The sequence below is a fragment of the Butyrivibrio hungatei NK4A153 genome (genome assembly GCF_000424465.1).
In the GTDB taxonomy this organism is placed as follows: Bacteria; Bacillota; Clostridia; order Lachnospirales; family Lachnospiraceae; genus Butyrivibrio; species Butyrivibrio hungatei_A.
On sequence record NZ_AUJY01000002.1, the window covers coordinates 215,327 to 239,858 of the forward strand.

The window sequence follows — 24,532 nt, forward strand, 5'->3', positions numbered from 1 at the left end:
TTTTACAACGACGCTATGCTAAAGCATAATGCTAGTAACACAGATGTGTAAGGCAAAAAACACAGAAACACGGCGAGGAGATAAACTTATGGCAAAGGTAGAAGTACCCCTGACAAAAGAAGTTGATGCTGCTGTTTTGGAAGGGATAATTGATAGCATCAAAAGTTTACAATATGGCACGGTCACGATCACGGTTCATGATGGCAAAGTAACTCAGATTGAGACCAGTCGTAAACAGAGATTCAGTTAAGAGAAACTACTGCAGTTTTGTCGAGGTCGGTTTGAATGTCTTTTGGCGAACGAGGTGATAGCGGAAGTTTCGCGTTTTATATTTTTGTAGGAGAAAAAGAGAATGGCTAGAACGTATGAAGAACTTGAGAAAAACCATCCGTGCTTTGGTGGTTGCAAGTTCAACGCAGGCAGGATTCATCTTCCGGTAAGCCCCGGATGCAACATTGCGTGCAGATTCTGTGACAGAACGATAAACGACGTTGAACAGCGCCCCGGAGTAACGTCTAAGATAATAACCCCGGATGAAGCGAATACATTTATTGATAAAGCACTTGGTTTTGTTCCAAATATCAAGGTCGCGGGAATAGCAGGACCCGGAGATACTTTGGCAACGGACTACGCGTTTGAGACTTTCAAAAAGATCGGCGAGAGTCATCCTGAGCTTCTTAAGTGCATGAGCACTAACGGACTTCTTCTTTACGAGAGGGCCGATGAGCTTATAAACATTGGAATAGACACTCTTACAGTTACTGTTAATGCGGTAGATCCTGAGATTGAAGCAAAACTCAATGAGTATGTTATCTGGCACGGCGAGAAGATATACGGAGAAGAGGGAGCTAAGATCCTTATCGAAAACCAGCTTAAGGGAATCAAGAAGGTTGCCGATGCAGGTGTTACGGTCAAGATAAATACGGTTCTCGTACCCGGTATAAACGATGAGCATATAGCTACCATCGCGAAGACGGTAAGAGAATTGGGAGCGATAATCTACAACATAATTCCGCTCATACCGCAGCATCAGCTTAAAGATATACCAAAGCCCACTTGCGAGCAGATAGAAAAGGCAAGGAGCGATGCGGAACAGTATATCAAGGTATTCAGACACTGCGCACACTGCAGAGCCGACGCAGTAGGAGTACCGGGTGTTTCGGAGTACAGTAAGCTCGTATATCAGAGCAGATTAAATGTAAGGAATACTTTTTCACATGGATAAAGCAGTTTACAGAGTCGCGCTCGCATCTACGGACAACAGGTTTGTGGATCAGCACTTTGGAAGAGCTGAGAGCTTCCTTATAGTGGATGTGGATGATAACGGCGAATACGAAGAGATTGAACAGCGATTTGTTGACCCTGTGTGTAACGGAGGGCATCATGACGCTGCTAAATTAAAAAGAGGAGTAGACGGAGTTTCCGATTGCAACTTTGTTCTGGCAGCCAGAATAGGCGATGGAGCAAGAGGAGAGCTTGAAGAACGCGGTATAGCGGCATTTGAGATGCCGGGGCCTGTTTCGGAGGCGATAAGGAAACTTGACGGATATCTGAAACTACTTCAGGAAATGAATAGTGCAAATGGACAGTAATGAAGCTGACCGGACAACCGGAGGTTTTGTGAATTTGATCGTTTGGATCATTTTTCGCATGCCTTTTTTATTTGCGCTTTTTTGCGCAAGCGAAATTTTAAAAAATAAATCAATAGTTAAGAGGAGAAAGAAAAAATGGCAGAACTTAGGCAGATTGCAATTTACGGAAAGGGAGGAATCGGAAAGTCAACAACAACCCAGAACCTTACGGCAGGACTTGTTGAACACGGCAAGAAAGTAATGGTTGTTGGTTGCGATCCCAAGGCGGATTCAACAAGACTTCTTCTTGGCGGACTTGCTCAGAAGACGGTTCTTGACACTATCAGAGAAGAAGGTGAGGACATCTCACTTGATCGTATCATGAAGGAAGGCTTTGGCGGTACAAAGTGCGTTGAGTCAGGCGGACCTGAGCCCGGTGTAGGATGTGCGGGAAGAGGTATCATCACTTCGATCAACATGCTCGAGAATCTCGGGGCATATACAGAGGATCTTGACTATGTATTCTATGACGTACTCGGCGACGTTGTCTGCGGTGGTTTCGCGATGCCCATCCGTGAAGGTAAGGCAAAAGAAATCTATATCGTAGCAAGTGGTGAGATGATGGCTCTTTATGCCGCAAACAACATCTCAAAGGGTATTCAGAGATATGCAAGAACAGGTGGAGTAAGACTTGGCGGTATCATCTGTAACTCAAGAAACGTTGACAGAGAGCTTGACCTCTTAAGAGCATTTTCAAAAGAGCTCGGAACTAAGCTTCTTTACTTCGTCCCCAGAGATAACGTAGTTCAGCACGCTGAGATCAACAAGAAGACGGTTATCGAGTACAAGCCCGATTCAAACCAGGCTCAGGAGTACAGAAACCTGGCACAGGCAGTTATTGAGAATAAAGATTTCGTAATTCCCACACCCATGACTCAGGAAAGACTTGAGGAAATCCTCATGGAGTACGGAATGATGGAACTTTCAGACGATTACAAGATCTGATTGTATTAAGAAGATGCATGACTAAGGAGGAAAACGTATGTCAAACGTATATAAATCAATTACAGAATTGGTAGGAAAAACACCGCTTCTTGAGCTTTCGGGATTTGAGAAGCATCACGATCTCAAGGCAACCGTTATCGGAAAACTTGAGTATTTTAACCCTAATCAGAGCGTAAAGGACAGAATTGCCCTTTCAATGATAGAAGATGCTGAGAAGAGCGGAAAACTTAAGCCCGGCGACACTGTTGTTGAGACAACAAGCGGAAATACAGGTATCGGACTTGCAGCAATAGCGGCTGCAAAGGGATATCCTTTCAGAGTTTATATTCAGGATCAGGTTAGTAAGGAGAGATTCCAGGTAATCCAGGCATTTGGAGGAAAGACAATTAAACTTGGAGATGAACCTGTTATCGCAAAAGTTCTTGATGAGACAGGCGGCGACTTCGTTGCTGCGATCAAGGCGCTTAAGGAAGATGTTCTTGATAAGGAAGAGAATGTCGTATTCCTCGATCAGTGTTCGAATCCCGCAAACCCTGCGGTACACAAGAGAACAACAGGCCCCGAGATCTGGGAGGATACAGACGGTGAGGTAGATATTCTTGTTGCCTGCGTAGGAACAGGCGGAACAATCTCAGGAACAGGTGCTTATCTCAAGGAAAAGAATCCTAACGTAAAGGTAGTCGGTGTTCAGCCGGGACCTAATTCACTTCCTGACAAGGATAAGAATCAGCCTGAAGAAGAGATCACTGGAGTACATCCTTTTGAAGGTGTTGCTGAAAATCTCATTCCTTCAACACTCGACAGAAAGATTTATGACGAATATATCGAAGTTGAGGCTCTTGAAGCATTTGAGGCAGCAAGAGAGGTTGCGGCAAACGACGGTATCCTTATCGGTACATCATCGGGAGCGGCTCTTTATGCAGCAAAGAAGCTTGCGCAGAGACCTGAGAATGCAGGAAAGAAGATAGTTGCTATATTCCCTGATACAGGACTCAGATATCTTTCAACCAATCTTTTTGCAACACAAGAATAAGAAAAAAGTAGGAGATAAAAGATAATATGGCAACAAATTTAAATAACTCCAATGTAGCTACAAGAGAGAACCGAATTGGATCTATCACCGGCTACATCGGTTCTCTCAAAGATCTTGCAAGCCAGAGTGAGTGCGGTACTTTGAAAGGCTGTTCAAGATGTTTTTCACAGTCAAGTTCATGCCTTTCAAGCTGTGCACTCGGTCAGCTCTCTGCTATAAGAGATATTGCTATTATTCACCACGGCCCTGCGGGATGTTCCGTTGCGGCAGCAGGCACATATTACCTTGATAAGGTTATGGCCAAAAAACGTGGTGTAACGAATAACACTGTTTATGTCGGAACCGATATGAACGAGAATGATACGATATTTGGCTCTACATCTACGCTTCGAAACATCATCGTTGAAGTAAACAAAAGATATAGCCCAAAGGCAATTTTTGTTTCAAGTTCCTGTGCAACGGGTATCATCGGTGAAGATATCGACAGCATCGTCGATGAGTTAAAAGAAGAGATTGATGTGCCTATCGTTGCGGTTCACTGCGAAGGATTCAAGTCAAGAATCTGGGCAACAGGTTTTGATATCGCAGATCACGCGGTACTTCAGTCAATCGTTCAGCCTCCGAGAGAAGGCGTAAAGAGCAACAAGATCAACTTCAAGAATTTCTATGAGAGTGCAAGACCTGAGATCATCGAGATGTTCAAGAACTTTGATCTCGAGCCTACATTCCTTTACTGTAACTCAACTGTTGAAGAGCTTTCACATATTTCGGAAGCTGTTGCCACAACATGTATCTGCGGAACACTCGGAAACTACTTAGGAAACGTTCTTGAAGAAAAGTATGGCGTTCCTTACGTAAGAAGTATCAACCAGTGTGGCATCGTCGGTTTTGAGGCATGGCTTCGCGAGATTGGTAAGGTTACGGGAAGAAGCGACAAGATTGAGAAGTATATTGAAGAGCAGCGTGCAATCTACCTTCCGAAGATTGAAGAAGTTAAAAAAGAGCTCAAAGGACTCAGAGCAGTACTCGGCATGGGACCCGGTTATACTTTCGAAGTATCCCGTGTTCTTAATGAACTTGGAATTGAGGTTGTATGGGCACTTGCATGGCACTATGACAAGAAGTATGAGAACGGAGACGTTCCGCCTTCAATGAAATATCTTTTGGATAACAATATTGATTTCGAGGCCAGTGTTGCCGATCAGCAGAATTTCGAGGTTATGAATATCCTCAACAAATATCAGCCCGATCTGTATCTTTCAAGACATCCGGGTTCAACCGTATGGGCTATCAAGAACGGAACACCTTCAGTGTATGTTGCCGATGAGTATATGATTTTCGGTTACAAGCACACATTGGAATTTGCATATTCCATACTCGATAGCATCAGGAACAGAAGCTTTGAAAAAAACCTCGCAAAGAGAACAAAGCTTCCTTACACGGATTGGTGGTACAAGCAGAACGTAGGAGCTTTCCTTGTGCAGGAAAAGGACAAAAAATGATTCACGGAGGCTGATATAAATGGCAAAGTTACTTGATAAACAAAGATATAAGTGTGCACTTGGCGCGATGCAGACAGTGCAGGCAATAGAGAGAGCCATTCCGATCCTTCATTCGGGTCCGGGATGTGCGCAGAAGCTTTCCGACGGAAACGGAAGCAGCGGATATTTTTCACCAAATATTTTTCCCTGTACCAGTATCAATGAAAAGGACGTTGTATTCGGCGGTGTAAAAAAGCTTCATTCAACAATCGAGAATTCGCTCAAGGTCATCGACGCTGACCTCTATGTGGTTCTTACAGGTTGTATTCCTGAAATCGTAGGTGATGATTCGGGTGAAGTCGTATCTGAATTTGCAGATGCGGAGAAGCCTGTAATCTACGCTCCTACAGCGGGATTTAAGGGAAACAACTATAGAGGTCATGAGCAGATAATTGATGCGATCATAGATCAGTATGTAAAAAAGACTGACAAGAAGGAGAAGGGGCTTGTAAATATCTGGGCCGACGTTCCTTATCAGGATCTTTACTGGCTCGGAAATTTAAGAGAGCTTGAGAAGCTGTTAAAAGAGATCGGGCTTACACCCAACACTATCTTCGGATATCAAAGAGGAATCAAGAATATAGACAAGATTGCTTCGGCTGAGTTTAACCTTCTTATTTCTCCTTGGGTTTCAGTTAAGAACGTAAAGAAGATGGAGAAAAAGCTCGGTATTCCTTATCTTCACTACAGTACACTTCCTATAGGAGCTTTCGAGACAAGTAAGTTCTTAAGGGAAGTCGGAAAGTTCGCGGGAGTGGATGAAAAGAAGGTCGAGGACGTAATAACAGAGCATGAAAATTATTACTACTACCTTATCGAGAGATTTGCGGATCTTTTCCTTGAGAACCGTGTAATCAACAAGCAGTTCTCTGTTGTGGCGGATGCTCAGTACGCTCTCGGAATTACCAAGTTCCTTACAAACGATCTCGGACTTGTTCCCGCAAAGCAGTTCATTACCGATGATACGCCAAAGGAATATAGGGAGGCGATTACCGAAGAATTCAAGAAGCTCAACTACGGACTTGAAGCTGAAGTTGTATTTGAGACAGACAGCTACAAGGTTCATGAGCAGATAAAGAGTCATGACTATCATGGATATCCGCTGGTTCTCGGTGGTTACTATGACAAAGAAGTGACGGAAGACTTAAAGGGTAACTTCCTCAATATCTCATGGCCCGTTAAGGACAAGATTGTTCTTAATGATGCAATTGTTGGATACGAGGGCGGTATCAGACTTATTGAGGATATCTACACGGTAGCTTCACAGAGATTCAACTAAAGAAATATTGATCCGGTCAGTGTTTCTCCAATAAATAATCACAGCGACAACACAGCTTTTGATCTAACTAATCTGCCTAAAGTTCGTGTTTATAAATAATAAGAGGAAAAAAGCGATGTCATATTTGATTGCTGTCGCAACATCAGATGCCAAGGTCGTTGACCTTGGCTTTGGTGCTGCTAAGGGGTTCCATATCTACGAGGTGGAAGGAACCGAATATAAAGAAAAAGAATACAGAGAGTTTGCGGAAGAAGAGATAAGTTCCGATGTGCAAAGCGGTTGTGGCGGACAGACTTCCGGATGCGGTGACACGAACAATTGTGGAAGTCCGAGTGGAGGTTGCGGCGATGGCTCACAAGACGGCTGCGGCGGAACCGGTGGTCACGGCGGCTGCGGCGCCGGTTCACAGAGTGGCTGCGGCGGAAGCGACGGAGCTCTCAGAAAAGTCAATCTCATCGCAGATTGCCGAAGCCTTGTCTGCAAGAAAATCGGTTTTCAGGCTCAGAAGCAACTTGAAAAGAAAGCTATCGCAGGTTTTGATGTAGAGTGCAGTGTCGATGAAGCTCTCACCAAGATCGCAACTTATTTTGATAAGATCGATAATCACGTGAGCCTTAGAAGAGGATGATTGACGGATAAGTGAGTTTAGGAGTCGCTTTCCGAAAGTGAAGATTACTTCTTTCCCATTCGATTTGCGATATCGTGAACATATTCAGAAAATTCCTCGGATCTTGATTCAAGAAGTCCGTGTGTGGCATTTTTCATAACGTACATTTTCTTATCGGGAGCATTTACCTTTTCAAAATACTCACATGCCATATCGTAATTAGTCTGGTAATCCATGTCGCCGTTTATATTGTAATACGGCACTTTGTAGTCATATTTTCCGCTAAGCGAGCACTCATAAAGACCATGTGCAAAAAAAGGTATATATGGATCCATCGAGATTGCAATATTTTTTACATAGCCGATATAGTCTTTTACCATGTAATTTGGATTAAAAAGAATCGTCGCAACTATATTGTAATCTCGACCATCTTTCATCATCCCATAACCGTACCTGTCCATTATTTTACTTCTGGCGGCCATGGCTTCAAGGCTATCAGCGTTATCAGGCGACCATTTTTCAAGAAGTGCCTCTCCTTGCGCATCACCATTCGTCCACTCTTTTGCTGCCGCATAGAGTCTTAATTCATTCTCATAAATGTCTATACATTGTCCTGTTCCGATAAAAGCGTCGTAGTACTGCGGATATTCCAATGACAGATTTGCGCCGAACATAGATCCCCATGAATGCCCAAGCAAAGTTATTTTTTCTTTTCCCATATAGGATAAAAGAAACTCAGTCATTGCCTTGCCATCAGCCATCATAATATCCTTGGTTATCTTATCCGAAATGTTTTTCTTATCAAAGCTCTTTCCGACATTCCTCTGATCCCACGTAACGACAGTATATACGTCACTCCACTTTCGGGTAAAAGAATAATCTACGGGACTTGTCGCAGATCCCGGCCCTCCGTGCAGATACAAAAGAACGGGATTGTTTATGTCTTGTCCATAAATGTTTATCCATTGCCTGCTTCCGTTTATATCAACGTAAAAAGATTCATTTATCCCGCCTTTCGGTGTTCTCTTATTTATTCCCATTCCGACAGATCTGATAACAGCTAAGATTATTATCATTGTTGCCAGAACTATCAAAATTTTTTTTGCTGTTTTTAGCGTTGCTTTCATGCTTTGTTCTCCCAATAATCGATTATTTTAAAAATGCTTTTTATCTGCATTGGTTATATTTTATTGGGAATCCAAAAGAATTATAATATATCATTTGCACAATCCGGACACTATATTTTTTCCGTATTGGAAAATTCATATAATAAAGAACCTATGGGACAGCAGTGCTTGGGAATAAGCAAAGTTTATACTCCACTATAAGTGTTTCTTAATTTTCACTTATATTTGCGTGTGATATTATTCAATATAATAAAATTACCTATTGACCTAGTGGGTGAAAAGACATTATAGTGGAGGATAGTTATTATGAAAAAACAATTATTACTGACAATACTGATTGGAGCAGTGCTGACGCTGGCAGGATGCGGAAGTTCCAATGGCGCAAGTGCCAAAGCAGCAGGCAGTGCCAATGCCGGAGAAACCGTGAAGATAGCATATCTTCCCATAACACATTCACTCGCTGTATTGGAGGAGGCTGAGGAGCTTGCAAATAATGAAAAAGTGAATGTTGAGCTTGTTAAGTACGGTTCCTGGCCGGAACTGCTGGATGCTCTTAATTCGGGAAATGTAGACGGAGCATCGGTTCTTATAGAGCTTGCAATGAAGTCAAAAGCTGAGGGCGTAGGAATAAAAGCTGTTGCACTGGGACATAAGGACGGAAATGTTCTCATCGTTTCAAATGATGTTAAAGACGGCGCCGATCTTAAAGGAAAGACAATAGCTATTCCTCATCGTCAGTCATCGCATAACATCCTGGTAAATGATGCACTTGCAAAGAATGGACTTACGATCGATGACATAAATGTCGTGGAACTCGCACCTACAGAGATGCCTTCGGCACTTGTCACAGGAACAATAGACGGTTATTGCGTTGCGGAGCCTTTCGGTGCGGTAGGTGTTTCTACGGGAAAAGGAAAAGTTCTGTATACCTCCGAAGAATTGTGGGAGGATTCGGTTTGCTGCGCACTTGTTTTGACAGATGATTTTATAGACAAGCATGCGGACACAGCCAAGGCATTTGTCGAGGGATACAAAACAGCGGGAAATAATCTTGATGCTGAAACAGCCCAAACTGTTGCAGAAAAGTACCTGAAGCAGAAAGATGATGTACTTGAAACATCTTTGAAATGGATTTCTTATGATGATCTGGATATCACAGAGGAGCAATATAACAAGCTGACCGAGAAGGTTAAAGAATACGGGCTTTCAGACAATCCACCCGCATATGCTGATTTTGTAAAGACTGATTTTTAATATAATTACTTATTACTTTCTATATTTGATGACAGTAATAAATTAAGGGGACATGATGAAAAAAATACTCTCTCTTAAATACGTTATCGTATCAATACTTATCTTACTTGGAATCTGGCAGTTGGCATTTATGATAAGCGACTATAGCCCGGCGTTGTTTCCGTCTCCTTTAATGGCAATCGAAGCTCTTTTTGAGATGATTGCAGACGGCACGCTATTTGCATCAATAGGCGCAAGTATGTACAGATTTGTAATTGGATACGGATTATCGGTTCTGATAGCAGTCTTTCTGGGGCTTATCCTCGGAAGTCTTCCAAAGGTGTTTAAATATGTGAATCCTTCACTGCAGCTGCTAAGACCGATATCACCGACAGCGTGGATGCCTTTTGTGGTGCTCCTGTTTGGAATTGGGGATCTTCCTGCCATTGTCATAATTTTTATAGCAGCTTTTTTCCCCGTACTGCTGTCTACAGTATCAGCGGTAAGTAAGATTGATGATATGTATTTCAGAGTTGCAGATAATTTTGGAATCAGACAGCCTCAGCTTATGTGGAAAGTTATCCTTCCTGCGGCGTTCCCTCAGATCGCCAATGCCGTTCATCTTGCTCTCGGAAGCGCATGGATATTCCTTGTTGCGGGTGAGATGGTAGGAGCACAGTCGGGACTTGGCTTCCAGATTATTGATGCGAGAAACAATATCAGAGCGGATATTCTTTTGGCAACAATACTTGTGATCGGACTTATAGGACTATTGCTTGATTTCCTTATCGGATTGTTGGAAAAAAGAATTCTTAAGGCCTGGGGAGGAGAGCAGTAATGTCATATATTCATATAGAAAATGCAGGAAAAACCTTCATACAAAATGGCACGCAGTTCACAGCTTTGTCGGATGTAAATCTCGATATTGAAAAAGGTGAGTTTATCTGCCTCCTGGGACCTTCGGGATGCGGAAAAAGTACTCTTTTAAATGCTATTGCAGGCTTTGATCCGGTAAATCTAGGAAGCGTTAAGATTGACGGAAACGAGGTAAAGGCGCCAAGCACAAAGAATGTAACTATCTTCCAGAACTATGGTCTTCTTCCGTGGCGCACTGTTATCAAGAACGTAGAGCTTGGCCTCGAATCAAAAGGTATTGAGAAAGATAAGAGAAAAGAGATTGCAAAAGAGTATCTTAAACTGGTTAAGCTTGAGAATTTTGCAGATAGTTTTCCAAGGCAGCTCTCCGGTGGAATGAAACAGAGAGTTGCGATAGCCAGGGCACTTGCGGTGGAGCCCGATATCATCTTTATGGATGAGCCTTTCGGAGCACTTGATGCGATTACCAGAATGAAGCTTCAGGATGATATTTTGGATATCTGCAAAAAGCAAAAGAAAACAATAATCTTTGTAACTCATGACATAGAAGAAGCTGTTTATCTGGCGGACAGGATTGTTGTAATGACACCCAACCCCGGCAAAGTAAAAGGTGTTATAACAGTTCCGATTCACCATTTCAGAGATAGGACAAGCGGAGACTTTTTGCTTATAAGAGACAAGATCTTCGATCTGCTTCAGATGAAGATAGAGGAAGATATTGAATATACGATTTAAGGTAGGGGAAAAATGAGTCACACACATTCACATGAACATCATCACCATCATGGCAAAAACGGATTAGAGAATATTCATTCACACAGAAATCTGATCGGTTTTGATGAGCACGGTATTCCGACAGTTACACTTAAGGCAAGCGACCACGGCGGAGAGAGCAGTCCCGAGGACTTTACTAAAGATTATATGAACGCTGTTGCGGAATACAGAAAGACATTTCCGTCAAAGCAGGACGTAATCGATAATACACCCGATCCGGCCGTAAGAGAGATGATCCTTAGAATGGAGCAGATTGGAATAGATACGGCTTTTGACAGGTTTGATGCTCAGAAGCCTCAGTGTGCGTTCGGACTTAGCGGAACATGTTGTAAGATCTGCAACATGGGACCTTGTCATATTACAGCGAAGGCGCAGAGAGGTGTCTGCGGTGCGGATGCGGATCTGATAGTTGCAAGAAATCTTTTGCGTTCGGCAGCTTCAGGTGCGGCTCAGCACGGTATGCATGCTCGTGAGGTAATGCTTACACTCAAGAAAGTGGCTGAGGGCGAACTTGATATCCCTATCCTTGGCGAGCAAAAGATAAGGAGCACGGCGGAAGCTTTTGGAATAAAGCAAAAGAACAGACAGCTTAAGAATGTTGCAAAAGATCTTGCGGATGCTTTGCTTGAAGATATGTCCAGAAGTGTCCCCGATGATTATAAGACAATCAAAGCCTGTGCGCTTCCCGAGAGGCAAAAGGTATGGGAAGAGTTAGATATTCTTCCTATCAGTGCATATCACGAGGTCTTTGAAGCATACCATAAGTCGGGATGCGCAACGGACGGCGACTGGAAGAGCATCATGCAGCAGTTCCTTCGCTGCGGTCTTGCATTTACTTTTTCCGGCGTTGTCGGAGCGGGAATTGCGACCGACGCACTGTTTGGTGTCGGCGACAGAGTTACGTCCAAGGTCAATATCGGTGCGCTTGAGAAAGGCTATGTGAATGTTGCGGTACACGGACATCTGCCAACACTTGTAAGCCAGATTGTTGCGGCAGGAAAAAGAGAAGATTTGATAGAACTTGCCAAATCCAAAGGCGCAAAGGGTATTCGTTTCTACGGTATCTGCTGTTCGGGACTTTCTGCGATGTACAGAGACAGCGGTGTTATTCCGCTTTCAAATGCGGTATCCGCGGAACTTGTACTTGCTACCGGAGCGCTTGATCTGTGGGTTGCGGATGTTCAGGATGTATTTCCTTCAATCATGGATGTTGCAAAGTGCTTTAAGACTGTTGTGGTTACAACGAGCGATTCTGCGCGCCTTCCCGGTGCCGAGAGATATGAATACGATCATCATCACAGCAATATAGGTCAGACCAAAGAACTTGCAGAGAAGATAGTAAGACGTGCGATCGAGAGTTTTGAGATCAGAAAGGGAATGCCTGTCTACATTCCTCCGTATGAGGTTGAGGCAGAAGTCGGATTTTCTGTCGAGTATGTTCACAAGAGATTCGGAAGCATGAAGCCTCTTGCTGAAGCAATTAAATCGGGACAGATTCTCGGTGTTGTAAATATGGTCGGATGTAATAATCCTAAGGTCCTTTATGAGAAGTGCATTATTGATGTGGCCGATGAACTTCTTAAGAACAACGTTCTTATTATCACCAACGGATGCGCATCGTTCCCTCTTATGAAACTAGGATATTGTGCGGTTTCGGGAAAAGAAAAGGCAGGAGAATCCTTAAGAGAATTCCTTGAACCCGACCTTCCGCCCGTATGGCATGTCGGAGAGTGTATCGATAATACACGTTCTACAGGTATATTTGCGGGAATTGCAGGTGTGCTTGGAAAGAACCTCTATGAGCTTCCGTTTGCATTCTCATCTCCCGAGTGGGGCAATGAAAAGGGAATCGACGCAGCGTTAGGTTTCAGACTTAACGGTATAAGTTCTTACCACTGTGTTGAAGCTCCTATCTTTGGTTCAAAGAATGTAATCGAGTTCCTTAAACACGGCACAAAAGAACTTCTCGGTTCAACAATGAATGTAAACACAGATCCCGTCGCACTTGCAAAACAGATTGTGCAGGATATGAAAGATAAGAGAGCCGCCCTTGGTTGGGATAAATAAAGAAGTAACATTCCGATAATAACTTTTAGTTATAGCCTCCCTAAAGTTTAGCGTAATTGTGCTAATAGGGAGGCTATTGTATATTAAGTTCAACAAAAGCGAATACATAAAGCAAACTCATTTGTTTACTGACCGGACAACCGGAGGTTAGTGGTTCGTCACCATTAGGCGGACCAGTAATCTCCGGTTTTCTCATGTGAACTTTTGATTTCAGGTTAGCTAGAGGAGACGATTATGAAAAAAAGAACAATTAAAAATATTCTGTTATCGGGAGTGCTTGTTGGCGCAATGATGTTATCTGCAGTAGGATGCGGAAAGGCATCACAGGGAGCTGATACTGAAGTAAAGGCAGCAGAAGATAATATAGAAGGCGAAGCACAGAGCGAAGGAAGCGGGCAGGTGCAGAAGATAGTTATAGGATCGGGAACCAATTACAATCCTTACTGCTATATAGATGAAAACGGAGATGCTGTTGGTTATGAGTATGACGTACTAAAGGAAATCGACGAGCTACTTCCTCAGTATGAATTTGAGTATCAGTCAATGGCATTCGATCAGCTGGTTCTTTCACTTGAATCAGGAAAGATTGATCTTGCAGCACATCAGTATGAGTACACACCTGAGAGGGAAGAGAAATATCTTTTCTCAGGAGAGTCTTACACATCATATATCACTTACCTTGCAGTTCTTATAGATGATAACGCTAAAAGCCTTGAAGACCTTACAGGTGAGAAGATCAGAACCGGTGGTTCAACAAGTGCCACAACTCAGATCCTTACAAAGTGGAACGAGGAGCATCCGGGGCAGGAAGTTGTTCTTGTAACCTCAGAGGGTAGCTCAGATGAAGAAGCAGCTGCTGCACTTAAGTCAGGAGCAGCAAGAGCATCCGTACTTAAGAAGAGCGATGTTATCAAGATGAATACTAACTTCAGCGATGACGGAAAAGAATGGCTTAAGTCTGTAGGCGAACCCATCAACAATTCAAAGACTTATTATCTGTATCGCAAGGATGAGACAGAACTTAGAGATGCGGTAGACGGAGCTCTTAAGACACTTAAGGTAAACGGAAAGCTTTCTGAGCTTGCAATTAAGTGGGTTGGATACGACGTTACAGAAGAGGAATAAATAGATATGGAAAATTATTTTAGTATTGAAAGATTTATACATGTCTTTCCTAAAGTGATTTCAAGTTTACCTGTTAATCTTCACATTGTTTTTTGGTCAATGCTTCTTGGCACTTTACTGGCCGTATTTGTAGCAGTGCTTAGATTACATAGAGTACCTGTGGTAAGCGGTTTACTGGGATTGTATATATCCTTTATGAGGGGTACGCCGCTCCTGGTGCAGATGATGATCGCGTTTTACGGAATCCCAATAGTACTCGGCACAGTATTTTTAAATCTTTTCGGGATCAATCTAAACAGACTTGAACCCGTGATATTTGTAGAAATAGCGATTATTCTGAATGAGGGGGCTTTCCTTGGAGAGATATTTAGAGGAGCCATAACATCTGTACCTGCGGTTCAGTCGGAAGCAGGATATTCTATAGGAATGACGGGGGCACAAACCTTTGTAAGGATTGTGCTCCCGCAAGCTTTTAAGGTGGCAATTCCGCATTATGGCGTTGACCTCATAGGAGTTTTTCAGAATACATCACTTGTATTTATGCTTGGAGTCGTAGATCTTTTGGGAAGAGCTAAGACAATTGGTGCGGCGTCCGGCCACACTATTGAAGGGTATGTTGCGGCAGCACTTATATATATTGCGTTTAGCTTACTGTTAAAAGGAACTTTTCTTCTCATAGAAAAGAAACTGAGCGGTGGAGAGGTTAAACTTGTTTAAGGAGTTGGGATATGAGTTTTAGTGTATCAAGTTTTTGGGAGTCTCTTGTGTCAGCACTAGCCTATGCTCCGGTAACCATCAAACTTACTGCGATCACCTTTGTTGTAAGTCTGGTTCTTGGAACAATCATAGCGACGATAAGGTATTACAAGATACCTGTTCTTTCACAGATCTTTGCGGTGTTTGTGACTGCATATCTGGGACTACCCACTATGGTGGCAATTCTTTTGTATAACATCATATTTATGACATGCTATGCAGATGTGGCAAATGTACTTCACATTACAGTGCCCATCAGCGAAGTTGATCCGATCATAATAGGTTATTTTGTACTTATCCTTGGGACAAGCTGTTCTGTAAGTGAGAGCGTAAGAGGTGCTTTCAGAGGAATAGACAAGGTGCAATTTGAAGCGGGCTACAGTATAGGTCTTGGCAAGTTCAAGACACTTACAAGAGTTATCTATCCTCAAATGGTGCCAATATTACTTCCGGGTTTACAGAATTCTCTGATAGGACTATTGAAGGCATCCAATCTTGTGAGCGCTATCTCAGTCATTGAGATCATGACAGGAGCTCTTTTGCCAAGCCTTTTGTACTACAGTTATCTTGAAGGATATGTGGCAGCAGCGCTTGTATACTGGCTTATAGGAATCGGTATAGAGGTGATAGGATACCTGGCTGAGAAAAACAGCGGAAAATATTTAAAGCAAGTGGCGACAGGCTGAAAACATAGGAAATATGAGCATATTAATGCACACAATGACATTGTGTTTGGAACAGAGGAGGTGCGGCGATGATAGAACTTACAGGTGTAAAAAAATCCTTTGGGAAACTGGAAGTTCTTAAGGATGTTTCGATAAAAGTAGATGACGGAGAAGTGGTAGTAATACTGGGGCCAAGCGGCTCCGGAAAGACTACGCTTCTTCGGAGTATAAATTTTCTTGAGAAGGCCGACAGCGGAACCATGAAGTTTTCCGATAAGATCATAAATTTTAAGAACCCCAAGAAAAAAGATATTCTGTACATGAGAAGACATACAGGCTTTGTGTTCCAGAACTACGGACTGTTTGCTCACAAGACGGTTCTTCAGAATGTAATGGAAGGACTTGTTCAGGTTCAGAAAAAGAGTAAGCACGAAGCACAGCAGATTGCAGAGGAAGTCCTTCAAAATGTTGGGATGCTTGAAAAGAAAGATTCTTATCCATCACAGCTATCCGGCGGACAGCAGCAGAGAGTAGGAATAGCAAGGGCTGTGGCTCTAAAGCCTGAAGTGATCCTTTTTGATGAGCCCACATCTGCCCTTGATCCTGAGCTTGTGGGAGAAACCTTGGAAGTAATAAAGAAGGTTGCAAAGACGGGAATAACCATGATCGTAGTGACCCATGAGATGTCTTTTGCCGAGGATGTGGCTGACAGGGTTATCTTTATGGATGGCGGAGTTGTAGTGGAAGAAGGAAAGCCCGGAGAAATATTCTATAAACCAAAGGAAGAGCGTACAAGGCAGTTCCTTTCAAGGATCATCCCTCAGGATGCATATGTGATCTGACAGGGACAGAGTATAAAATATGTACTAAATATATGGCAATGTGTTATTATGTATAAAAATTTATTTGGAGATTATACATATGACAATTTTGCAGCTTAAATATGTAATAGCCATTGACGAGGAATGCTCAATGAGAAAGGCGGCTGACAGGCTTTACGTGTCACAGCCCGGGCTTTCGAGTGCGGTCAGAGATCTTGAGAATGAGCTTGGAATCCAGATATTCCAGCGTGTACATAACGGCGTTGTGACAACAGTTGCAGGCGGCGCTTTTATCGCTTATGCAAGAAGCGCGGTTGAGCAGTTTGAGAAGATTGAGGACAAATATATCAATGCCAAGACTGACAAGCCAACTTTCTCAGTATCGATGCAACATTATACAGTAGCTGTAAATGCTTTTATAGAAACAGTCAAGGAATACGACCTTGAAGAGTACCAGTTCTCTATCAGAGAGACTCAGACAAGTGAAGTAATAGACGACCTTAAGAGCCTTAGAAGTGAAGTCGGAGTTATTGCTCTTAGCGAGTTTAACAGGAACATGTTCAAAAAGATTTTTGCGGACGCTTCTCTTGAGTTCCATGAGCTCTTTACAAGAGAGACTTACGTATATCTTAGAAAGGATCACCCTCTTGCAGACAGAGAAGAAATTTCGCTTAAAGATCTGCAGGATTATCCGTGCATGGTATTCGATCAGGGCGACAACACATCCTTCTATTACAGAGAGGAAGCGCTTGCAACCTATGATTATAAAAAGGTCATAAGCACAAACGAAAGAGCAACATCCGTAGAGCTTATGCTTGGCCTTAACGGCTACGCTGTAGGTGCGGCAATGCTCGGTGAGAGTCTTAGCACTTCCGAGATTCATAACATCAAACTCAAGGAAGAAGAGACATTAACGCTTGGCTATATCATTCGAAAAGGCAGTGACCTCAGCGATATGGCTCAGACCTTTATTGAGAAACTTAAACAATATAATTAAAACAAGAGAAGGCGGTACATGTTGATGATTCATCATGTGTCGCCTTTTTCTCGAATAAGAAGCGTATTTAACCCATCAATATCTTTAGCTGAATTTAATCTGTGATTTAGCTCATTTTTTTGTACATGTAATTACCAAGCATCTGAATGAACTGAACAAATGCTATAAGTACAACTGAACAAACGACAAGATATTCTGTCTTGTACTGCTGGTAGCCGTAGCGGATTGCGATGTCGCCGATACCGCCGCCTCCGACAGTTCCTGCCATTGCGGAGTAGCCGATAAGTGAGATGACAAGAAGTATCACACCGTTTAGCATTCTCGGAATAGATTCTTTTACATAGACACGCATCAGAATCTGGAAGTTTGAAGCTCCGAAAGATCTTGCGGCTTCAATGACTCCGGGATTGGTCTCACGAAGGCTTGTCTCAAACACTCTTGCGATATAGGGAATTGCCGATACCGTAAGAGGCACGATAGAAGCTGTTGTTCCGATAGATTTTCCGACAACCGCTCTTGTAAAAGGGATAAGTATTACAAGAAGGATGATGAACGGAAAGCTTCTGAATACGTTTACCAGAAAGCTAAGAATCTCATAAACGATTTTGTTTGGCTTAAGTCCGTCAGGAGCTGTAAGCGTCAGTATTATGGCGGGAATAAATCCTATTATCACTGAAAAAAGTGTTGACCAGAATACCATGTATAAAGTTTGTTTAAAGGCAGTCATTATAACAGAGCTCATGCCTGCATCAGATAAAATTCCCGACATTATTTGATTACCTCCCAGGTTACGTTTTTGCTGTCAAGAAAAGCGCATGCTTTCTCAAGATCTTTTTCATCCATATTAAGGACGAGGCTTCCGTAGACGTCCTCTCTGAAGTCTTCAAGCTTGGCCCAACAAATGTTGAAGTTTGTTTGAAGCTCCCTTGCCATCTCGGTTACGATAGGGCGCTGATTGCCTTCGCCGAAGAAAAAGAGCTTCAAATTGACTCCCGTTGAGGGAAGCTTGTCACTTTCTTCGCGGAGGAACTCACGCATTTCTTGTTCCTTGGGCCATACAAAGAGCTGTTCAGGTTTACCTATTGCAAGCACTTTGCCGCCGCTAAGAAATGCAACCTTCTGGCAGATCTGCTTAACGACTTCCATCTGATGAGTGACGATTATGATGGTAATGCCCATTTCTCTATTTATCTTTTGTAAAAGAGCCAAGATGCCCTTTGTAATCTCGGGATCGAGTGCGCTTGTTGCTTCGTCGCACAAAAGAAAATCGGGATCGAGTGCAAGTGCCCTTGCAATTGCGACACGCTGCTTCTGACCGCCTGAGAGTTCCTTTGGCTTTGAATGTACTTTTTCTTCAAGGCCGACGAGCTTTATAAGATTAAGGATTTTTTCTTTTGCTTCCGGAGTGTTTGTAGGAATTCCCCAGAATTTCATGGGAAGAGCAACGTTTTGATATACGTCGAGTCTTTCAAGGAGGTTAAAGCCCTGAAATATCATGCCCATTCTCTTTTGAAGATTTCGAAGAACTTTTTTGTTCTTGATGTCGACGGTTACATCGTCAACAACGATCGCGCCTTCATCATAAGATTCAAGGCCGTTTATGCAACGAAGAAGAGTGGATTTACCGGCACCGCTTTGTCCGATGATTCCGAATATCTCACCTTTTTCGATGTCGATATTTACTCCTTTAAGTACCTCGGTTTTGTTGAAAGTTTTTTTGACATTTTTAATTTGTATCATAGATAGTAAGACCACCTGTCTTATTATATTAGGAAAATTATATAAGCGTTCCCGACGCTAATCTATTATTACATTACTGCTTTTAAATATCAAATATGACACGTCACTGGCAAGGAGACGTGTCATATTTTTTGTAGTATGTAATATGAAAGGTAGGATTTGTATGATATGGGGGCGGAAAGTCAAAAAGCGTACATGCTTGCATGTTAAGCTTTTTGACCTAACGGCCCTAACAAACATGAGGAATTAGCAATTTACGTAGTAAATTAGCGTTTTCCGAATGCTTGTAGAAGTGCGAGAGTTTCGAAGAAACGGAGCACTTCGTATATCATATACGTTATTGGCTTTTAAAATGGTTTACTGTGGATCAATAAATGAAGGAATTACTGCTCCCTTGTATGTCTCTTCAATATATGATTTAACTTCGTCGGACTTAAGTGCTGCAACAAGAGCTTTAATCTTCTCTGACTCCTGATTTCCGTCCTTAACTACAAGGAAGTTAGTTCTCTTTACTGTTGTCTCATCGTCAAATTCCTCGATATCAAGTGCGGGATGCTTAGCCGGAAGGTCTGCTTCAAGTGCATAGTTTCCGTTGATCGCTGCTGCATCAAGATCGGGAAGTGAAAGAGGAAGGTTAGCTGCCTCAAGAGGTGTGATCTTATATCCGTGAGGGTTAGCGTCCTTATCTTTTGAAAGAGAATCCTCTGTGTAGCTTGCATCTTCTCCGAAAGAACCTTTTGATGTAAGAAGTCCCTTCTGAACAAGAAGGTCAAGTGCTCTTGCACCGTTGTCGGGATCGTTTGGAATACCGATCTCTGCACCGTCGGGAATCTCTTCAAGCTTAGTATATTTTTCTGAATAGATACCCATGGGCTCAATGTGAATTCCTGCTACTGCTGTAAGGTGAAGACCTGCGTCTTTGTTCTGCTGGTCAAGATAACCAAGTGTCTGGAAGTAGTTGGCATCAATCTCACCTGCTTCAAGTGATGTGTTGGGAAGTACATAATCCTGGAAGACAACTGTCTCAAGTGTCCATCCGTCTTTTGCAAGAACTTCCTTTACGATATTATCAAGAATCTCAGCGTGAGGAACGGGTGTTGCTCCTACAGTGATCTTCTTGTCTGTGTCAGATGCTGAATCAGCTTCAGCCTGTGTAGCTTCTTCTGTTGCAGGAGCCTCTGTAGTCTGTGACTCTGCTTTTGATCCGCAGCCTGTAAGTGCTCCGAAAGCAAGTGCTGCTGTTAAGACCAAACTTGTAATTACTCTCTTTTTCATAATGCTTCATTTCCTCCTCGATACCATTGTAAACAATGGCTTAATTCATACCGATGCTGCAAGATACTAGTACGCTATACAGTGTGCTGTATGATCAAGATTCAAGTCTGCAGCAATTTCCTTGAGCGGTATGAATGCATTATACAAGATTAAAACTCGATTTGGGAAATAAATAAAATTTATCAGCAGTGAAAAGGGAAAATTATATGAGGATTATTGCCTTTATTGCTTCATATGTGCTGCGGGTAATATGGTTAAAATTTAGCTTTACGTGCAGGTAAGATGTTGATTGTATGACCTAAATGAAGAATTATGCTGTTTTAGGTCATACAATTCGTGAAGAAAAGTAGCGAACAGAGGGTAAGAGTATGACCTAAATGAAGAATTATGCTGTTTTAGGTCATACAATTCGTGAAGAAAAGTAGCGAACAGAGAGTAAGAGTATGACCTAAATGAAGAATTATGCTGTTTTAGGTCATACAATCCGTGAAGAAAAGTAGCGAACAGAGAGTAAGAGTATGACCTAAATGAAGGATTATGCTGTTTTAGGTCATACAATCCGTGAATAGAAGTAGCGAACAGAGGGTAAGAGTATGACCTAAACAAAAGTTTTTTCAGCTTTAGGCCATAAAATCCATGGAAGGCGTTTGGCAAGGTTTCCGCTACCGCGCACAATGACAGTTTATTTTGCGGATAATGTTGATTGAAAGTTATCGCTACGGTATTTGAATTTGACTGAGATGACAAGATTATTTATGATGTTAACACTAAGCAAGAATAATCATAAGAATGGTCGGAAGGATGAGATTGAATACAACAAAGAAAATGATCGTAAAAACTGTAGCGACAGTCTGTGCGGCTTCGCTTTTTATTGTGGGGTGCGGCGCAAAGAATAAAGAAAATACATCAACGATCTTTGCGATGGATACCGTGATGCAGCTTGAGATAGAGGGAGACGACAAGCTCCTTGCGGAAGCGGAGAAAAAAATCAGAGATATAGAAGGTACACTTTCCGTGACGGATGAGGACAGTGAAATAGGGAAGATCAACAGTGATAAAAACGGAAAGCTGTCTGAAGACGGAACTAAGATCCTTCAGGAAGCGCTTAAGATATGTGAAGCTACAGAAGGAAGTCTTGATATATCGGTTTATCCGGTTCTTAAGACATGGGGATTTACTACGGGCGAGTTCAGGGTGCCTTCGGATGATGAACTGAAAGCCCTTGTTTCAAATGTAGGTTATGACAGGATTGATGTGGAATACGCAGGCGATAAAGAGTGCAATGTAAAATTAGAAGACAACATGCAGATTGATCTTGGAAGTGTGGTTAAGGGCTATACGGGATCATATCTTGCGGAATTTTTCAGGGAAAAAGGAGTGACATCGGGGCTTATAAATCTTGGAGGCAATGTTGAGTGCATTGGAACAAAGCCTGACGGAGGGCTGTGGCGTGTTGCGATCAAGAGCCCGTTTGAAGACAGCAAGAGCGGAGTGCTTGGTGTTATAGAGACAAGCAATATGGCCGTTATAACTTCCGGAGGATATGAGAGATTTTTTGAAGAAAACGGAGAGAAATACTGGCATATTCTTGATCCCAAGACAGGAAAGCCTGCAAAGAGCGGTCTTGCTTCGGTTACTGTTGTGGGAAGGAACGGAACTGTATGCGACGGCCTTTCAACAGCTCTTTTTGTAATGGGAGAAGAAAGAGCCGAGAAATTTTATAAGGAGTATTCGACAGGCGATAAGGGCATAGCGGCATTTGACCTTATCATGGTTACGGATGACAGAAAAGTATATGTCACAGAAGGCGTAAATACAATCTTTTCTCTGAGCCCCGAATACTCGGATATGGATATAAACGTTATAAGGTAAAATGTTATTGTTGACGTGCCTCTGCTATCATATTATGTTTATTTGGATGAAGAAAACAAAAAATGGAGGGGCAACATGGAGAAGTTTAAGGCGTTATTCTATAAGATTCACAATGATTACTACAGATGGTATGATTTTCTGCTTATTCTGCCGGTGGTATTCTTTGTTCTTTTGCTTGCGGGCGAGATTGCAGGACAATTATTATTCAACTTATTGATCATTCCCAATATGGGACTTGACGATCTGGCGTTTAATACAGCGGTTACGAGATATGGTCAGACTATCGGATCATGGATCGTACTTATTGTTTTTCTTTTGATAATAAAACCCGACAGACCTGTTCTTAAAACATTTTGGAAAAAATATAAAGGAAATACGGTACTGTTTTTTCTACTGGGACTTCTTGTAGGCGGCGGAATGAATGTCTTTTGTGCGATAGTAGCTATGCTCAACAAAGATATAGCCGTTTATTTCAACAGATTTCAGTTTTTCAAAGTATTTGTTGTGTTTGTGATGGTTTTTTTCCAATCAGGAAGCGAAGAAATTCTGTGCAGAGGATTTCTGTATCAGAGGCTTCGAAGGTCGTTTAGATTACCTTGGGTTGCCATTATAGGAAATGCGCTGGTTTTCGGTGCTCTGCATCTTCTTAATCCGGACGTATCGTTCCTTGGATTTTTGAATATTGTTTTGTTCGGTGTATTCATGGCTCTTATGATCTATTATTACGAGAGTATGTGGATGGCGATTGCGGTTCATACCGGATGGAACTACATGCAGAGTATAGTTTTGGGGCTTCCCAACAGCGGACTTGTCTTTGATTTTTCAATCTTTAAGCTGGACGTAGCTTCCGCAACAAACAGCTTTGCATATAATGTTGGATTCGGAATTGAGGGAACAGTTCTTTCATCGGTTGTTCTCGCTGTCGGAATAGTTGTGATCGTTTTGCTTGGAAAAAAGAGAAAAGGCGATAACCTCTGGGTTGTCGGAGAGACTGTTTTTCCCAAGGTGAAAGAACAGATTGCCGAATGATAATATAATAAGATGCAGTGCCATAGCCCTGATAAAGGTTATGGCACTTTTTTCAGCGCGTCAATAAGCGCAATGTTTTCGGCATGATTTCTTACTGCGATGCGGAAATAGGAGTTGTCGAGGCCGCTGAAGTTTGCACAGTTACGTAAAAGGATTCCGTGCTCTTTGGCAAGGCGGTCTGTAAGAGAACTTCCGACAAGATGTGATTTCGATGTGGTGAGCAATGTTAGCGGGAGTCTTGCTAGGATGAAGTTTGTATCGCTGCCGAAAACGGTAAAGCCAAGAGAACGGAGCTCTTTTGTGAGAAAAGCTCTTTCTTTTGCAACTAGTTCTATTGTTTCTTGTACGTATTTTTTTTCCGGTATGGACTCTTCCCCTGCAAGAAGTGCAAGGCTTGATATATTCCATTCCGGTTTAAGTGCGTTCAGCTCCGATAATACGCGCTGGTTTGAGCATATGCAGTAACCAAGCCTAAGTCCCGGGAGGCAATAAAGCTTGGTGAAAGCATCTATTATTATAAGATGAGGGTGGTCTTTTATAAGCGAGACCGCGCTTGTCTTTTTTTCATCGGGAACAAAGCCCATAAAGCATTCGTCAATAACAAGGTAGATGCCGAAGCTTTCACAGAAATCGGCGATCTTTTTTACAAAATCGCGGGAGATGAGTGCTCCGGTGGGATTGTTCGGATTGCAGATAAAGATTGCATCTACGGTACTTGCTCTTTTTACATCTGTAAAAAAATCTTCCGTGAGTCTGAAATCGTTATCGCTTCTTAGAATGTGTTCGGTTACGCGGCAGTTTCTTGCTGTGAGAGCTTTTTTATACCCTGAAAAAGTTGGAGCGGGAATCATAGCACCACGCGGAATGATAGCCTGTGTAAGAAGCGTTATTATCTCAGAAGCACCGTTTCCAAGGACAAAGTATTCTTCCGGAAGGTTGTGATATGCGGACAACTTGGCAAGAAGTGCGCAGTCATTCATGTTGGGATATTTTTCCAAAAGGGATATGTTTTCAGCGATGTCGCGTCTGACTTTCTCAGGCATTCCGAGTGGATTGACGTTCACGCTGAAATCATATTTTATCTTATAGCTCTTATCATAAATTCCGCCGTGTTCATATGTGGTGTAGGTCATTTTCAT

The 24,532-nt window shown here is 42.4% G+C and carries 24 protein-coding genes; 19 read left to right on the plus strand and 5 right to left on the minus strand.

Going from position 1 to position 24,532, the window contains the following annotated elements:
* Positions 1-88 precede the first annotated feature (88 nt).
* The 8 genes from G628_RS18400 to G628_RS16335 all read left to right on the plus strand — a co-directional run bounded on the left by G628_RS18400 (position 89) and on the right by G628_RS16335 (position 7,057).
* Positions 89-250 (plus strand): YezD family protein, encoded by a 162-nt coding sequence (locus tag G628_RS18400; protein WP_081670546.1) that lies wholly within the window; start codon positions 89-91, stop codon positions 248-250.
* Positions 251-352: 102 nt separating this feature from the next.
* Positions 353-1,225: a radical SAM protein gene (locus G628_RS0103880; RefSeq protein ID WP_027208497.1), complete on the plus strand. Its 873-nt coding sequence runs from the start codon at positions 353-355 to the stop codon at positions 1,223-1,225.
* Positions 1,218-1,592 (plus strand): NifB/NifX family molybdenum-iron cluster-binding protein, encoded by a 375-nt coding sequence (locus G628_RS0103885; protein WP_034500609.1) that lies wholly within the window; start codon positions 1,218-1,220, stop codon positions 1,590-1,592. The genes G628_RS0103880 and G628_RS0103885 overlap by 8 nt, the downstream gene beginning before the upstream one ends.
* A gap of 135 nt (positions 1,593-1,727) precedes the next feature.
* On the plus strand, positions 1,728-2,576 hold the full coding sequence (gene nifH / locus G628_RS0103890; RefSeq protein ID WP_026655912.1) for a nitrogenase iron protein: 849 nt from the start codon (positions 1,728-1,730) through the stop codon (positions 2,574-2,576).
* A gap of 37 nt (positions 2,577-2,613) precedes the next feature.
* Positions 2,614-3,609 (plus strand): PLP-dependent cysteine synthase family protein, encoded by a 996-nt coding sequence (locus G628_RS0103895; RefSeq protein WP_027208499.1) that lies wholly within the window; start codon positions 2,614-2,616, stop codon positions 3,607-3,609.
* Between the two features lie 26 nt (positions 3,610-3,635).
* Positions 3,636-5,111 carry a nitrogenase component 1 gene (locus G628_RS0103900; RefSeq protein WP_027208500.1) on the plus strand — a complete coding sequence of 492 codons (1,476 nt, stop codon included), beginning with the start codon at positions 3,636-3,638 and terminating at the stop codon, positions 5,109-5,111.
* A 19-nt stretch (positions 5,112-5,130) separates the two neighbouring features.
* Entirely contained in the window at positions 5,131-6,429 is a 1,299-nt protein-coding gene (locus G628_RS0103905) for a nitrogenase component 1 (protein ID WP_027208501.1), read from the plus strand.
* A 115-nt stretch (positions 6,430-6,544) separates the two neighbouring features.
* Positions 6,545-7,057, plus strand: coding sequence for a hypothetical protein (locus G628_RS16335; RefSeq protein WP_034500611.1), 513 nt, complete (start codon positions 6,545-6,547; stop codon positions 7,055-7,057).
* A 44-nt stretch (positions 7,058-7,101) separates the two neighbouring features.
* On the opposite strand, the gene G628_RS0103915 is transcribed toward G628_RS16335, so the two are convergent.
* Entirely contained in the window at positions 7,102-8,163 is a 1,062-nt protein-coding gene (locus G628_RS0103915) for an alpha/beta hydrolase (protein WP_027208502.1), read from the minus strand.
* A 306-nt stretch (positions 8,164-8,469) separates the two neighbouring features.
* Between G628_RS0103915 and G628_RS0103920 the strand changes: the two genes are divergently transcribed.
* The 9 genes from G628_RS0103920 to G628_RS0103960 all read left to right on the plus strand — a co-directional run bounded on the left by G628_RS0103920 (position 8,470) and on the right by G628_RS0103960 (position 17,477).
* The gene (locus tag G628_RS0103920; RefSeq protein ID WP_027208503.1) at positions 8,470-9,417 is read left to right on the plus strand and encodes an ABC transporter substrate-binding protein; all 948 of its coding nucleotides are present in this window, start codon (positions 8,470-8,472) and stop codon (positions 9,415-9,417) included.
* A 55-nt stretch (positions 9,418-9,472) separates the two neighbouring features.
* Positions 9,473-10,234: an ABC transporter permease gene (locus G628_RS0103925; RefSeq protein ID WP_027208504.1), complete on the plus strand. Its 762-nt coding sequence runs from the start codon at positions 9,473-9,475 to the stop codon at positions 10,232-10,234.
* Positions 10,234-11,007 carry an ABC transporter ATP-binding protein gene (locus tag G628_RS0103930; RefSeq protein WP_027208505.1) on the plus strand — a complete coding sequence of 258 codons (774 nt, stop codon included), beginning with the start codon at positions 10,234-10,236 and terminating at the stop codon, positions 11,005-11,007. Before G628_RS0103925 ends, G628_RS0103930 begins: the two co-directional genes overlap by 1 nt.
* A gap of 12 nt (positions 11,008-11,019) precedes the next feature.
* Entirely contained in the window at positions 11,020-13,113 is a 2,094-nt protein-coding gene (gene cooS, locus G628_RS0103935) for an anaerobic carbon-monoxide dehydrogenase catalytic subunit (protein ID WP_027208506.1), read from the plus strand.
* Positions 13,114-13,347: 234 nt separating this feature from the next.
* Positions 13,348-14,238: a transporter substrate-binding domain-containing protein gene (locus G628_RS0103940; protein WP_027208507.1), complete on the plus strand. Its 891-nt coding sequence runs from the start codon at positions 13,348-13,350 to the stop codon at positions 14,236-14,238.
* Positions 14,239-14,244: 6 nt separating this feature from the next.
* Entirely contained in the window at positions 14,245-14,955 is a 711-nt protein-coding gene (locus G628_RS0103945; protein WP_027208508.1) for an amino acid ABC transporter permease, read from the plus strand.
* A gap of 11 nt (positions 14,956-14,966) precedes the next feature.
* The gene (locus G628_RS0103950) at positions 14,967-15,680 is read left to right on the plus strand and encodes an ABC transporter permease subunit (RefSeq protein ID WP_027208509.1); all 714 of its coding nucleotides are present in this window, start codon (positions 14,967-14,969) and stop codon (positions 15,678-15,680) included.
* A 68-nt stretch (positions 15,681-15,748) separates the two neighbouring features.
* A complete protein-coding gene (locus tag G628_RS0103955) occupies positions 15,749-16,501 on the plus strand; it encodes an amino acid ABC transporter ATP-binding protein (RefSeq protein WP_027208510.1) in 753 nt (250 codons plus the stop codon).
* 79 nt (positions 16,502-16,580) lie between these two features.
* Positions 16,581-17,477, plus strand: coding sequence for a LysR family transcriptional regulator (locus tag G628_RS0103960; protein ID WP_027208511.1), 897 nt, complete (start codon positions 16,581-16,583; stop codon positions 17,475-17,477).
* Positions 17,478-17,583: 106 nt separating this feature from the next.
* Here the strand turns inward: G628_RS0103960 and G628_RS0103965 are convergent, their stop codons facing one another.
* The 3 genes from G628_RS0103965 to G628_RS0103975 all read right to left on the minus strand — a co-directional run bounded on the left by G628_RS0103965 (position 17,584) and on the right by G628_RS0103975 (position 20,492).
* On the minus strand, positions 17,584-18,246 hold the full coding sequence (locus G628_RS0103965; RefSeq protein ID WP_330365417.1) for a methionine ABC transporter permease: 663 nt from the start codon (positions 18,244-18,246) through the stop codon (positions 17,584-17,586).
* A complete protein-coding gene (locus G628_RS0103970; protein ID WP_027208512.1) occupies positions 18,246-19,217 on the minus strand; it encodes a methionine ABC transporter ATP-binding protein in 972 nt (323 codons plus the stop codon). The genes G628_RS0103965 and G628_RS0103970 overlap by 1 nt, the downstream gene beginning before the upstream one ends.
* Before the next feature lie 357 nt (positions 19,218-19,574).
* Positions 19,575-20,492 (minus strand): MetQ/NlpA family ABC transporter substrate-binding protein, encoded by a 918-nt coding sequence (locus G628_RS0103975; RefSeq protein WP_027208513.1) that lies wholly within the window; start codon positions 20,490-20,492, stop codon positions 19,575-19,577.
* A gap of 807 nt (positions 20,493-21,299) precedes the next feature.
* Here G628_RS0103975 and G628_RS0103980 point away from each other — a divergent pair.
* Complete coding sequence (locus G628_RS0103980) at positions 21,300-22,364, plus strand: FAD:protein FMN transferase (RefSeq protein ID WP_051199010.1); 1,065 nt, start codon at positions 21,300-21,302, stop codon at positions 22,362-22,364.
* Between the two features lie 75 nt (positions 22,365-22,439).
* Complete coding sequence (locus tag G628_RS17945) at positions 22,440-23,393, plus strand: CPBP family intramembrane glutamic endopeptidase (RefSeq protein ID WP_051199011.1); 954 nt, start codon at positions 22,440-22,442, stop codon at positions 23,391-23,393.
* A 38-nt stretch (positions 23,394-23,431) separates the two neighbouring features.
* On the opposite strand, the gene G628_RS0103990 is transcribed toward G628_RS17945, so the two are convergent.
* Complete coding sequence (locus G628_RS0103990) at positions 23,432-24,526, minus strand: pyridoxal phosphate-dependent aminotransferase (RefSeq protein ID WP_034500612.1); 1,095 nt, start codon at positions 24,524-24,526, stop codon at positions 23,432-23,434.
* Positions 24,527-24,532 lie beyond the last annotated feature (6 nt).

Excerpts from the sequence above, each read along its gene's own strand:
- G628_RS0103895 (WP_027208499.1), top strand. The coding sequence starts at position 2,614 with ATGTCAAACGTATATAAATCAATTACAGAATTGGTAGGAAAAACACCG.
- G628_RS0103900 (WP_027208500.1), top strand. The coding sequence starts at position 3,636 with ATGGCAACAAATTTAAATAACTCCAATGTAGCTACAAGAGAGAACCGA.
- G628_RS0103920 (WP_027208503.1), top strand. The coding sequence starts at position 8,470 with ATGAAAAAACAATTATTACTGACAATACTGATTGGAGCAGTGCTGACG.
- G628_RS0103915 (WP_027208502.1), bottom strand. The coding sequence starts at position 8,163 with ATGAAAGCAACGCTAAAAACAGCAAAAAAAATTTTGATAGTTCTGGCA.
- G628_RS0103885 (WP_034500609.1), top strand. The coding sequence starts at position 1,218 with ATGGATAAAGCAGTTTACAGAGTCGCGCTCGCATCTACGGACAACAGG.
- G628_RS0103880 (WP_027208497.1), top strand. The coding sequence starts at position 353 with ATGGCTAGAACGTATGAAGAACTTGAGAAAAACCATCCGTGCTTTGGT.
- G628_RS0103925 (WP_027208504.1), top strand. The coding sequence starts at position 9,473 with ATGAAAAAAATACTCTCTCTTAAATACGTTATCGTATCAATACTTATC.
- cooS (WP_027208506.1), top strand. The coding sequence starts at position 11,020 with ATGAGTCACACACATTCACATGAACATCATCACCATCATGGCAAAAAC.
- G628_RS17945 (WP_051199011.1), top strand. The coding sequence starts at position 22,440 with ATGGAGAAGTTTAAGGCGTTATTCTATAAGATTCACAATGATTACTAC.
- G628_RS0103970 (WP_027208512.1), bottom strand. The coding sequence starts at position 19,217 with ATGATACAAATTAAAAATGTCAAAAAAACTTTCAACAAAACCGAGGTA.
- G628_RS0103990 (WP_034500612.1), bottom strand. The coding sequence starts at position 24,526 with ATGACCTACACCACATATGAACACGGCGGAATTTATGATAAGAGCTAT.
- G628_RS0103905 (WP_027208501.1), top strand. The coding sequence starts at position 5,131 with ATGGCAAAGTTACTTGATAAACAAAGATATAAGTGTGCACTTGGCGCG.
- G628_RS0103930 (WP_027208505.1), top strand. The coding sequence starts at position 10,234 with ATGTCATATATTCATATAGAAAATGCAGGAAAAACCTTCATACAAAAT.
- G628_RS0103960 (WP_027208511.1), top strand. The coding sequence starts at position 16,581 with ATGACAATTTTGCAGCTTAAATATGTAATAGCCATTGACGAGGAATGC.
- G628_RS0103950 (WP_027208509.1), top strand. The coding sequence starts at position 14,967 with ATGAGTTTTAGTGTATCAAGTTTTTGGGAGTCTCTTGTGTCAGCACTA.
- G628_RS0103955 (WP_027208510.1), top strand. The coding sequence starts at position 15,749 with ATGATAGAACTTACAGGTGTAAAAAAATCCTTTGGGAAACTGGAAGTT.
- nifH (WP_026655912.1), top strand. The coding sequence starts at position 1,728 with ATGGCAGAACTTAGGCAGATTGCAATTTACGGAAAGGGAGGAATCGGA.
- G628_RS16335 (WP_034500611.1), top strand. The coding sequence starts at position 6,545 with ATGTCATATTTGATTGCTGTCGCAACATCAGATGCCAAGGTCGTTGAC.
- G628_RS0103940 (WP_027208507.1), top strand. The coding sequence starts at position 13,348 with ATGAAAAAAAGAACAATTAAAAATATTCTGTTATCGGGAGTGCTTGTT.
- G628_RS0103965 (WP_330365417.1), bottom strand. The coding sequence starts at position 18,246 with ATGTCGGGAATTTTATCTGATGCAGGCATGAGCTCTGTTATAATGACT.
- G628_RS0103975 (WP_027208513.1), bottom strand. The coding sequence starts at position 20,492 with ATGAAAAAGAGAGTAATTACAAGTTTGGTCTTAACAGCAGCACTTGCT.
- G628_RS18400 (WP_081670546.1), top strand. The coding sequence starts at position 89 with ATGGCAAAGGTAGAAGTACCCCTGACAAAAGAAGTTGATGCTGCTGTT.
- G628_RS0103945 (WP_027208508.1), top strand. The coding sequence starts at position 14,245 with ATGGAAAATTATTTTAGTATTGAAAGATTTATACATGTCTTTCCTAAA.